Source organism: Candidatus Omnitrophota bacterium, assembly GCA_013791745.1.
Lineage (GTDB): Bacteria > CG03 > CG03 > CG03 > CG03 > CG03.
The window spans coordinates 1-11,344 of the sequence record VMTH01000034.1; the positions used below are offsets into that span (position 1 = coordinate 1).

The following is an 11,344-nucleotide window of genomic DNA, read 5'->3' on the forward strand; positions in this document are numbered from 1 at the left end:
TTATGCGATGTCAATTATATAACCAACAACGAACTGGGCTTTGATTATCTCAGGGACAACATGGTCCTCTCGCTTCGGGAAAAGGTCATGGAAAAAAGAGAATACGCCATCATTGACGAGGTGGATTCCATCCTCATAGACGAGGCGAGGACGCCGCTGATAATATCCGGCGCGGGGGAAGAGGCCAACGAAAAATACAGCATCGCCGACAGCGTCGCCTCCAAGCTGAAAGTGCGTTTTGTGACGGAATCTGAAGAGGTAGAGGCAAAATATCAGGAAATAGACCTGAAGAAAGGTTATGACGCCATCGTGGACGAAAAAAGCCATTCTGTGGAGCTCACGGATACCGGCATTAAAAAATGTGAGGCCTTCCTGAGCGTCCAGAATATGTACGACGATATCCAGTCCTCATGGCCGCATCACATAACACAGTCAATACGGGCACGGTACCTGTTCAAAAGGGACAGCCATTATGTCGTGCAGGACGGCGAGGTCGTCATCGTTGATGAATTCACCGGAAGGATGATGCCGGGAAGGCGCTGGAGCGACGGTCTCCATCAGGCTGTCGAGGCCAAGGAGAATATTTCCGTCAGGCAGGAGAGCCAGACGCTGGCGACAATAACTTTCCAGAATTTCTTTAATCTTTACGATGATAAAGCCGGTATGACCGGCACCGCCGTCACCGAGGCTCCTGAATTCAAGAAAATTTACAAACTGGACGTCGTGTGCATCCCGACGAACCAGGATATCGCGCGGAAAAAGAACGACGACCAGATATACAAAACAGAAAAAGAAAAATTCAACGCTCTGATAGACGAAGTGAAGAGGATCAATTCCTCGGGCGCTCCCGTGCTCATCGGCACACGGTCCATAGAGACCAACGAGCGCATAGGCGCGCTGCTGAAGAGGGCAGGGATCACTCATGAGCTCCTGAACGCCAGATACCACGCCAGGGAAGCGGATATAATAGCCCAGGCGGGAAGGCTGAAAGGCGTCACCGTCGCCACCAACATGGCCGGCCGCGGCACGGACATCATCCTCGGCGGAAACCCCGAATTCATAGCCAAGCAGAAAATGGCGGGGATGAAACTGGACCCCCTGATTGAAGCCGAGGCGTCATCGATTGAGCCCACGGACGATGAGGAAATAAAAAGAGCCCGGGAAATATACAAAAAGCTCTACGCTGAATCGAAAGAGGTCACCGATAAGGAACACGGAAAAGTGCTGGAAGCCGGCGGGCTCCATGTGCTGGGCAGCGAGCGCCACGAATCCCGGCGTGTGGACAACCAGCTCATAGGCCGCTGCGCGCGTCAGGGCGATCCCGGGTCGGCGCAGTTTTTTATTTCTCTGGAAGATGAACTCATGAGGCTTTTCGGCGGAGACAGGATCAAACCGCTCATGGAAAGAATAGGGCTTGAGGACGGAGAAGTCATAGAGCACCCCTTCATAAACGCGGCCGTGTCAAACGCGCAGAAGAAAATAGAGGCCATGCATTTTGACATGAGGAAACAACTCCTTGATTTTGACAATGTGCTCTCCAGGCAGAGGGACATAATATATTCGCTGAGAAGCGATGTTCTTGACGGCGAGGGCATACCGGAGGAGACACTGGGCTGGTTTGAGGATGTCATAGATTCCCGCATGGGGGAATATCTTTCCGACGCCAAATCCTTCAAATGGAACACCATCGGCTACAGCGAATGGCTGAAGAGGGCTGTTGACAGGGACACGGGACTGAGCCACGAGGATATGACGAGGATGACGTCAAATGAGATAGGCAAAAAAACCGCCGATGTGATAACGCAGGCCTGGGATGAACGGCTCGCGCAGCTGGGCGAAAAAGAGTTCGGGGGCATGATACGTTTTATAGCCATAAGGGTGATAGACCAGCACTGGAAAGAGCATCTTCTGAATCTTGATAAGATGAGGGAAGGCATAGGCCTGAGAGGTTACGCCCAGAAGGACCCCGTCGTGGAATATAAAAGGGAATCCCTCGCCATGTTCGAGGGCATGCTCGACAGCGTAAAAAAAGAGACGATGGAATTTATTTTTCATATGCAGGTGTCCGTAAACACGGCCGGGCGTCGCCGCGGCGCTCCAGGTCGTCCGTCGGGGATCTCAGCCGCGGCGGAAGCTAAAAGCGATACGGCAATTGAAATTAAAAGAAAAATAACGCCAAATGATCCGTGCCCCTGCGGGAGCGGGAAAAAATACAAAAAATGCTGCGGGAAGATCGTCTGAAAATAGCGCGTTACTGAATGTTCTATCCTGTCTTATTGTGCATCCTCAGCGGAGCTTTATACTGGGCGGCCTTTCCGCCCGCGGACATGGGCTTTACCGCATGGTTCGCGCTCGTCCCTTTTTTCTTCGCCTGCAAAGTCAAAAAACCCGCTGAGAAGATCATCCTCGGCTTTACCGCAGGGATAACGGCTTTCTCACTCAATTTCTACTGGCTGTATCCGACGATAAGAGCCACGGGGGAATCAGCGATTCTCAGCTTTTCCGCGGTGATACTGACAGGGGCTTTTTTCGCTCTCTTTACGGCGCTGTGGGCGCTGTTATCCGAAGAACACGGCCTTTATGCCGCCACATCCGGCGTGCTGTTGTCGTGGGCGGGGAGTAAAATGCTATGGTCTGTTCCGTGGTGCCCTCTTTATGTGAGCCAGGCCTCTTATCCGGCCATGCTCCAGATATGCTCGATAACGGGGCCATATTTTCTGACTTTCCTGATAATATACGCGAATCATTCCTTTTACAGGGCGGTCACCATGAGAAGATTGCGGCCTCTTATACCCGCGGCCTCTCTTATCGCGCTGACGCTCGTTTTCGGAATTTATAAAATAGGCATTCCTTTAGACGGGGAAGAATATGATATCTGCACCGTTCAGCCGAATGTCAGCCAGGACATCAAATGGGATAAGGACAATATCGACGCCGTAAAGGATAAAATCAGATTGTTTACGGCCGCTTCCATAGCGGCTGATCTTACTGTTTTCCCCGAAGCGGTGCTGCCGGGCATCATAAATTACGACGCTGATATCAGTATTTTTATATCAGAGATGGAGAGCATGAAGAAAAAGCCCTCTGTGCTGGGAGCGGCTTTTTACGGTCTGGAAGAAGATAAAAAGGGCGATTACAGGCGTGTCCTGAAAAACAGCGCCCTGCTTTTAAATCCTGCTCCGGCATCGGACGATATCTCCGGAGCGAGACAGTTTTATTTTAAAAGAAAACTTGTGCCCTTCGGAGAATTTGTGCCTTTCGGCGAATTTCTGGGGCGCTTTATCAAGGTCATAAACACTCTCGGCGGCTTTGAGTCCGGCAGCGAGGCGATAATACTTAAAGCCGGAGATCTCAGGATAATACCGCTTATATGCAGCGAGTCGGTATATCCGTCTCTCTGGAGAGGCGACGGGAATATCGCCGTTAACATAACCAATGACGCGTGGTTCGGAAAAACAGCGGCGGCCGAACAGCATTTGCGTCATGTCATCGTGGGCGCCGCTTCTTTTGGAATACCGGCGGTCTTCGCCAACAACACGGGACCTTCGGCTCTGATAGACGCCAGGGGGCGCATCATCCGGGCCACCGGGCCTTTTGAGGAATGTTCTTTTACGGATAGTGTCCGCTTGAGCGCGCGCGGAAGTTTCTACGGCAGGTATTTTGACATCACGCTCGCGGCATCAGCTTTGATTGCGGCGTACGGTTTACTGATTATTTTAAGACAAAAGCGCGTTGGCGCACTTGTATTTCAACGGAGGTTTAAATGGATAAAGATCTGCTGACCGCGATAGAAGGAATAAAAAAGGAAACGGAAAAAATGAAGGCTCTCGCCGATTTTCCGGCTATGGAGAAAAAGATCGCCGAACTTTCGGATCTCAGTCTCAAAGAGGGTTTATGGAACGACCCTCAAAAGGCGGGTAAGCTGATGAAAGAACTTGAGGGCCTGAAAAAAGACCTCGAAAGTTTCAAAAGCGTCGACAAAGAAGCTGTAAGTTTCTTTGAGATGGCGCGGATGTATGCCGATGACGAATCGTTCAGGGATGAACTTCTAAAAGAATCGGAAAAAATTTCTTCGGAAATCCGCGGGATCAACATAAAACTTCAATTCAACGATCCCTCGGACAGCAACGGCGCCATTGTCACGCTGCATTCCGGCGCCGGCGGAACGGAGGCCTGCGACTGGTGCCAGATGCTTTTGAGGATGTACACACGATGGTGCGAGAGAAGGGGCTATGAATTCAAGATCATAGATATGATCTCCGGTGACGAGGCGGGACTCAAGAGCGTCACCTTTGAGGTCGGCGGCCGATTCGCTTACGGCTATCTTAAATCCGAAACGGGCATTCACCGCCTTGTGCGGATCTCGCCATTTGATTCTAACAAAAGGCGGCACACATCTTTCGCCTCCTGTGACGTCATAGCGGATCTGGGAGAAGTCGCGGAAGTGGAAATAAAGGACTCGGACTTGAGAATAGACACCTACCGGGCCTCGGGCGCCGGGGGCCAGCATGTCAACAAAACCGATTCCGCCGTGCGCATCACGCATCTGCCGACGGGAGTCATCGTCGCCTGCCAGAACGAGCGCAGCCAGCATCAGAACAAGGCCAGGGCGATGCAGCTCCTTCAAGCCAGGCTTGTTGCCCTGGAAGAGGATAAGCGTAAAGATCAGACGCAGCGCCGTTATGACGGCATGGGCCAGATAGGATGGGGGCATCAGATAAGGTCTTATGTTTTTATGCCCTATCAGATGGCCAAGGATCTGCGCACGGGTTACGAAACGGGAAATATAAACGCCGTGATGGACGGTGAGATAGACGGATTCATAGAAGCTTATCTGACATACGGACAAAACGAAAAATGAAAAATCGCGTAAAATCTTTTCTCTCTGTGATAGCAGGCAAATACAAGGGCCGCAGGCTGGAATGCGCCGACGGGGTGCGGCCTCTGACGGGCTTGAGCAAGAAATCCCTTTTTGATATCCTCACCCCCTATATCGGCGGAGCCAGGTTCCTGGATCTTTTCGCCGGCACGGGTTCCGTGGGCCTTGAGGCTCTTTCAAGGGGCGCCTCGCAAAGCGTGTTCGTTGAGAAAAGCCCGCGGGTGGCCGAGCTTATCAGGAAAAATTTTGTCAGCGGCGGCGTGGACGCAGGGGAATACGACATCGTGCCGATCGACGCGCGGAATTATCTGGAACACACATCTGAAAAATTTGACATTATTTTTATAGGCCCGCCTTATCCTCTCATGCTGGATAAGGATTTCATGACACTGGTTTTTAATGCCCTGAAACCCGGCGGCATAGCCGTGTGCCAGCACCGCACGGGCTGCGATTTCGGCTTTCCGCAGAAAGCGGCCCGGACAAAAGTCTATGGCGTCACGACTATAGATTTCTATATCAACGAATGAAATTGACCGACAAGAAAAGCTTTGTCGGACAAAAAGACGCGGTTGATTTTCCCGGCGAGAAAATCCCCGCTCCCGTCTCGCCCTCGCTCTCTCACTCTCTCCGTTCGTTCGAACCGTGCCCGCTCCGGACTGCGACAGGCTTTTTTTATCGGCAAAGCTTTTCTTTGTACGCGCTTATAAGCTTCACGGCCTACACATTGTTTTTTACTTTCTGCGCGGCGGGATTGAACGCTTACGAGAAGGTGTTTCCCAATGAGATAGTTACCGATATGGTATTTTCCGGGAAAGTTTATCTCCACGGCGACTGTGTGATACGGGAAGGCGCGAGCGTGACGATACTCCCCGGAACGCGGATAATTCCCGACGGTGAAAACTTCTCTCTGTCATACGATCAGCGCATAGGCAAAAGGAATATAGACACTGCCATAAAAGGCAAAGCCGTGATAATCGTTGAAGGGTCGCTCGAGGCGGTCTTCGGAAAAGACCTGCAGAGCGTGATGGGTTCTATGGATGAACAGGGCGGCGCAGGCGGCATAAGATGGGGCGGTATAGTTGTCGCGGGGAAAGGCCGATTGACGCTCAAAGGCGTACAGATAAAAGACGCTGTTTACGGGATTCTTGCCGCAGGTTCGGCGGATGTATTTCTGGACAGGACCGAGATCAAAAATTGCGGCATAGGTATCATAAGCGCCAATGAATCTTATGTCCAGCTAAAAAATTCCCGGATCAGTGCCAACGCCACTTCCGGTATAGAGCTTTATGACAGCGGCCGCGTCCGCGCGGAAAAGAGCATGATACTGTCAAACAGGCAGTCGGGTGTCATGGCTCGCCACAGGAGCAATATCAGCCTGACAGGGTGCGAGATCACACACAACAGCAAAGGCCTTTACATAAGGGACGCCGCCAACGCGGATCTGGATAAGAATCTTTTTCATGCCAACGGAACAGACATAGACAGCATAAAAAAATATGAGGCAAAACCTCTGCCTGCGGTAAAAGAAGATGTGCTCTGGCGCGGGATGGTGGAGATAACAGAAGATTTTATTGTGCCTTTCGGCGCCTCGCTCAGGATAGAGGAAGGAACAAAAATATTCGTGTCGTCTTATTCCGCCAACGATCTGGATTTTGAGGCCGTTTTCGGCGACGGGAAAAGAAAAATCACTGCAGAGGGGCTGTGTGATGTGATAATTGAGGGAAATATAGTGATAGAGGGCTCATCCGATAAGCCCGTTGTTTTTATCGCTCCGTCGGGTTTCGGCAGTATCATAATGTCGGGCAAGGGAGCTTCTTCGTCTATCTCAAATCTAGTGTTCAGCGGCCGGGGAAGCGGGTTTTTCATACTTGACGAAAACGCCGCGAAATTCAAAAGCTCAGTTTTTGAGGATTTCTTCTCAGCCTTCATCCTCGCCGACGGCGCCAAGGCCTCTTTTACGGACTGCCTTTTTTCCAATTGCCGCTGGGCCGTTCTGATATATGATTCGGCCAGGCCTTTTTTTACGGGCTGCTCGTTCAGATCCAATACCGCGGCCGTGGGCATGAGCGACAGCGCGTCTCCTTTTTTCAGGAATTGCGCTTTTGAAAAAAATGAGACGGCCATCAGCGCCGCCGGGGCGGCGCGGCCGGACTGCGCGGGTTCGGCGCTCAAAGAAAACACTGATGCTTTCGTTTTTTTTGAGAACTCGTCGGGCAGAATAGCGGAAAACACGTTTGTCCAGAACAAATCCGCCGTCAGGTTAAAAGGCAAGGCATCGGCGGAGATCAACAAAAACGCTTTTATAAAGAATACGGCCGCTATCTTGATGGACGCTTCTTCCTCCAGCGAGAGCTCCGGCAACAGCTATGTGAAGAACGGCACTGACCGCGAGTACGCTCCTACGGAATCACCGACTCTGAAAGGGATCATGCCGGAAAACGAGGTGTGGAGCGGCACAATAGAACTTAAGGGAGACCTGCTCGTCAAAGAGGGCACGATCCTGCGCATAAAACCCGGCACAAAGATCCTTGCGGGGCCGTCGGAGAAAGATTTTGTTCTTTTCAGGGACATAGCCGCCGGCGGCTCGGAGATGACAAGGACGGGGCTGGTGGATATCATCGTTGAAGGCGTCATCCATGCGGAAGAGGTGACGATCTCCGGATCATCCCTCGCCGGCGAATCCTCGTGGGGCGGTTTTGTGTTTGTCAAAAATGCGGAAGGATTTTTCAAAAACACTTCGCCGGAAAACGCTGAAACAGCGTTCGCTCTTTTTGATAAGAGCGCCGTGTTCATCGAGGAAGGCATCCTGAAAAACTGCCGCAACGGGATGCTCCTGTACGGCGAAAGCGTGATGACTGTAAAGAAGTGCCGCATCACCGGATCCGAAAAAGGCCTCGGTATATTCATGAATTCCGTCTGCAATATCTCATTGTCCGTCATCACCGGCAACAACCGCGGCATCACGCTCATGGGCGGGGCTTTGAGCGCGGAAAATAATCTTATAAGCAAAAACACCACGGGAGCCGATATAATCGCCGGCGCGGCGGTGTTCAAAGAGAATAGTTTCCTCGCCAACAGCAGGGCTCTGGAAACGCGCGTCGCTTTTCAGGATCAGGACAACAAGTTCTTTGAGAACAAGACGGACATATTCGAGAATTTAGCGAAAAAATAAAACAATCCCGGTCTCATATGCGCAACAATCGTCCCGCTGAGGTACCCGTAGACGGCCGCTCAGGTATGCGCTTCGCTGCCAATTCGCTCGGGGCGCGGGTAAACCCCCTCACTCATATGGCCCGCTACGGATACCGTCAGCGGGCCGCTATGTTTAAGTCAGTTCTGTGAATTCTATATCGCCGGCGAATGCGATCTTATTATCTATTATCGCGGCGCAGCCGGTGACAGATTTGCTGCCCGCGCAGGAATCAACGGCCTTTTCAAGATCCTCCGCCGCCCGGACGCTGTTTGCCAGCGCCGTCGCAAAAGCGTCGGAAATAGCTCCTGAGGGTGATATCACGACAGCGAGGAGAGCTTTGCCGAAACTCAGCGAATGTCCTATTTGTGAGGACGAGCTCGATATTGCGCAGGGCAGAAGATTCTTTCTTATTTTCAGAGCGAATTTGTCAAAAGAGCTCCCGGTGTATAAACCGCATATAAGATCCTCCCGCGAAGAAGCGAAGATGTCGCCGCCGTTTTCTATTATGAGCGTCCCGAATGGCGTTCTGACCGAGCGGAACAAAGCTTCGGCGATAGCCCCCGCGACCGCCGCCATGGGACCCGTGCCGGCTCTCCGGCCCGCGTCGATCATGTTTTTGATTATGACAGGGCCGGTGTCATCACTCTCTACGGGTATCAGCGATTCGGCGAACAGCTTATCGGCAACGACGCGGTCTTCCACTTCGCCGTATATCAGGGGAAGATTCGCGCGGCATTCTTCCTCAACATCAGCGTCGGAGGATACGGATATGCTGCAGTGACGGTATTTCAGAGTGAAATTGTTTTTGACCCGCTCGCGGGGGCGGTAAAAGTGTTTTTCTCCTACGCCGGGGATTCGCACTGAATCAGTATTTCAAGGTCATCGCGTTGTAGGGGCAGTGCGTTATGCAGAACTCGCAGGCGATGCATTTTTTGGGGTCGAACACGACCTTGTTACCGGCGTCAAAAGAAAAGGCGTTCGTGGGGCAGTATCCGACGCACACGCCGCAGGAAACACATTTTTTCTCGTCCATCTTGATGTCTTCGCCGAGCCTCTGGAAGGACACTCCGCTCTTTTTGAAAAAAGCGCAGGCCGCGTCAATGTTTTTCTTGCTCCCTTCCATCTCAAGTATCATCCTGCCGACCCTGTTCTGTGTGATGGTCGCCTGGAGGATGTTGAAGGATATGTCGTATTTTCTTGCCAGCGTCGAGATTATGGGCTGGTTCACCACCTGGGGCGAGAATTTGAGCACCAGTCTTTTTTTGATCATTTGACCCTCCCGGCTCCCGGAAGCAGGGCAGTGGGTTCGCCCAGAAGGAACTGACCAGCTCTGATCTTTTTCTGGAGTATTTTCGCGATTTCCCGGGCTTTTTTAAGGCTGGACCATGAAAAGGAAGGGATCTCTTTTTTGCCGAGCTTCACGATTCCACTCCTGAGTTCTTTGTAGCTGACGAGGGCTATGGCTTTTTCTTTCCCGTAGGGATAATCTTCCGAGTAATCTATGACGGGGGCGAATATCTCATCGTCGCCTTTTCCCGCCGCGCGGGCTATGCTCTCGTCAAGAACGGGGATGGGGATGCCCACTCCGACAGAAAGAGACGCGCCGTAACCTGTCAGGTACGCCGCCCTGAGAAAATCAGGGGATGTTTTTTTGAGATCGCAGATCAGGGCGATGGTCGCCGCGCCGCCGACAGGAAAACCGTTCTTCTTTTTAACGGATGTCGTGTGCTGCGTGCCGTGCCAGACTATGTATCCTTCCGCGCCGGCCATGAAAACACGCGTGCCGATGCCTATGGTTTTGAGCTCCGGATCGTTTAGCAGGGGGCTCAGAGTGCCGGCAGAGGAATAAGAGATGCTTCCCATTTTGGGTTTCAGTATACCCATATACGTGTATATGGTTTTGGCGGATCTGTTGACGGCGACATTGTAGTTCTGGTAACGGTTGCGTGGAGTGAACAAAACGGCGTCAGTCAGGTCCGCGAGCTTAAAACTTTTCCTGAGGCTCGTCGCGGGATAGCAGTCCGTTCCGTAGGCTGTCGCCTCGAGCAGAACGCTTTTTCCCCTGACAAAGTCCTCTATGACGCCTGCACCGCCGTATTTGAAATTTATGGGACGCAATCTGTTCTTTTCATAGCGGGGCAGAGCCGTCGCTCCGAGGAAGACATCCCTTGCCGCGTACGCCGCGTATGCCGGCACCTTGTTAAGCGTCACCTCGCCGCCGCCGAGTTTTATTTTGGGGCTTGTCTTCGGTATGTTGAAGTAGATGCCCGAAGAGCACATCGGGCCGAAGGTGCCAGTCGTGACCACATCCACCTTTCGCGCGGCTTTTTTTACGCCGTGCTCCCTGACATAGGCCACCATCTCTTCGCCGGTGAGAACCACGGCTTTTTTCTGCCGTATCTTCCCGTTTATCTCGTAAATGCTTTTTTTCATTTGAAACACGATCTCCTTGCGACCATTATATTTTTTTTGATTTTAATATGCAAACAAAAAATGACCTGAAAATGATATAAAAGCCGGGGATGACCATTCATCAGAGGCGCGATCCGGCGCAAGAATTTGTTATGCGCGGCTATTTAATGTAGTATCCTGAGACCCGCCATTTCCCGTCATTATCTAACATCGGTGTGATTGTCTCAACGGCGGACTTTTTGTTTTCAAAAGACGTCTTATATTGAATTACAACATATTCTCCGTCCGGCGCGCCTGAAAGTGACGTCGTATATCGCTGAGACTTGAGTTCCCTGGAAACCGTTTTTCCCAGAGGTTTTCTGACAGATTGAATAGTTTCTTGCCATTTGTTTTTAGTGATAGCTGACTTGAAATATTCGGCCGCTTCCTCATAGCTTTCAGAGTATTTTTCATTATCTACCATCTCCAGCCATGCCTGCGCCGCCCCGACGGCCGCTTTTTCGGCCTCAGGATTACTTTTTGAGGCGCATCCGGTAAGGCCAAAGATTCCAGCCGCCAACACGACAGCGATACGATTTTTCATTTTATTTCCTCCCTTTTTCAAATTTTTCCGCGAACCGCGCTTGAATTACGTTTGAAATGCTGAAAACCGGCGGCATAGTTTAAAGTTCCTTAATACAATTTGCGTTGAAATTCATTTATTTCCATATTCAACAGAAAGATACCACATTAATTTATTCTTTGTCAAGCTGATGATGTCAAAACAAAAAATTGCCCTTGACAAATTTAATGCATTTTTGGTATAAGTTTCTTATACCATGGAAATATTATCATTGCCGGTAGAGTTTGAGTGGGATAAA

At 51.2% G+C, this 11,344-nt stretch carries 9 protein-coding genes; 5 read left to right on the forward strand and 4 right to left on the reverse strand.

Annotated features, from left to right (window positions below):
- The 5 genes from secA to FP827_01530 all read left to right on the forward strand — a co-directional run.
- Positions 1-2,241: preprotein translocase subunit SecA (gene secA / locus FP827_01510; protein ID MBA3051761.1), on the forward strand; the 2,241-nt coding region annotated here is incomplete at its 5' end.
- A 17-nt stretch (positions 2,242-2,258) separates the two neighbouring features.
- Entirely contained in the window at positions 2,259-3,782 is a 1,524-nt protein-coding gene (gene lnt / locus FP827_01515) for an apolipoprotein N-acyltransferase (protein MBA3051762.1), read from the forward strand.
- Entirely contained in the window at positions 3,764-4,861 is a 1,098-nt protein-coding gene (locus tag FP827_01520) for a peptide chain release factor 2 (protein ID MBA3051763.1), read from the forward strand. Before lnt ends, FP827_01520 begins: the two co-directional genes overlap by 19 nt.
- The gene (locus FP827_01525) at positions 4,858-5,406 is read left to right on the forward strand and encodes a methyltransferase domain-containing protein (GenBank protein ID MBA3051764.1); all 549 of its coding nucleotides are present in this window, start codon (positions 4,858-4,860) and stop codon (positions 5,404-5,406) included. The genes FP827_01520 and FP827_01525 overlap by 4 nt, the downstream gene beginning before the upstream one ends.
- Positions 5,403-8,051 carry a right-handed parallel beta-helix repeat-containing protein gene (locus tag FP827_01530; protein MBA3051765.1) on the forward strand — a complete coding sequence of 883 codons (2,649 nt, stop codon included), beginning with the start codon at positions 5,403-5,405 and terminating at the stop codon, positions 8,049-8,051. The genes FP827_01525 and FP827_01530 overlap by 4 nt, the downstream gene beginning before the upstream one ends.
- 153 nt (positions 8,052-8,204) lie before the next feature.
- On the opposite strand, the gene FP827_01535 is transcribed toward FP827_01530, so the two are convergent.
- The 4 genes from FP827_01535 to FP827_01550 all read right to left on the reverse strand — a co-directional run bounded on the left by FP827_01535 (position 8,205) and on the right by FP827_01550 (position 11,067).
- The gene (locus FP827_01535) at positions 8,205-8,933 is read right to left on the reverse strand and encodes a UPF0280 family protein (GenBank protein ID MBA3051766.1); all 729 of its coding nucleotides are present in this window, start codon (positions 8,931-8,933) and stop codon (positions 8,205-8,207) included.
- A 4-nt stretch (positions 8,934-8,937) separates the two neighbouring features.
- Positions 8,938-9,342, reverse strand: coding sequence for a 4Fe-4S dicluster domain-containing protein (locus tag FP827_01540; protein MBA3051767.1), 405 nt, complete (start codon positions 9,340-9,342; stop codon positions 8,938-8,940).
- Entirely contained in the window at positions 9,339-10,505 is a 1,167-nt protein-coding gene (locus tag FP827_01545; GenBank protein MBA3051768.1) for a hypothetical protein, read from the reverse strand. Before FP827_01545 ends, FP827_01540 begins: the two co-directional genes overlap by 4 nt.
- Positions 10,506-10,644: 139 nt before the next feature.
- Positions 10,645-11,067 carry a DUF4019 domain-containing protein gene (locus FP827_01550; protein MBA3051769.1) on the reverse strand — a complete coding sequence of 141 codons (423 nt, stop codon included), beginning with the start codon at positions 11,065-11,067 and terminating at the stop codon, positions 10,645-10,647.
- Positions 11,068-11,344 lie beyond the last annotated feature (277 nt).

Bases quoted from the DNA above. Each gene is read 5' to 3' on its own strand.
- FP827_01530 (MBA3051765.1), top strand. From the start codon at position 5,403: ATGAAATTGACCGACAAGAAAAGCTTTGTCGGACAAAAAGACGCGGTT.
- FP827_01545 (MBA3051768.1), bottom strand. From the start codon at position 10,505: ATGAAAAAAAGCATTTACGAGATAAACGGGAAGATACGGCAGAAAAAA.
- FP827_01525 (MBA3051764.1), top strand. From the start codon at position 4,858: ATGAAAAATCGCGTAAAATCTTTTCTCTCTGTGATAGCAGGCAAATAC.
- FP827_01520 (MBA3051763.1), top strand. From the start codon at position 3,764: ATGGATAAAGATCTGCTGACCGCGATAGAAGGAATAAAAAAGGAAACG.
- FP827_01540 (MBA3051767.1), bottom strand. From the start codon at position 9,342: ATGATCAAAAAAAGACTGGTGCTCAAATTCTCGCCCCAGGTGGTGAAC.
- FP827_01550 (MBA3051769.1), bottom strand. From the start codon at position 11,067: ATGAAAAATCGTATCGCTGTCGTGTTGGCGGCTGGAATCTTTGGCCTT.
- lnt (MBA3051762.1), top strand. From the start codon at position 2,259: ATGTTCTATCCTGTCTTATTGTGCATCCTCAGCGGAGCTTTATACTGG.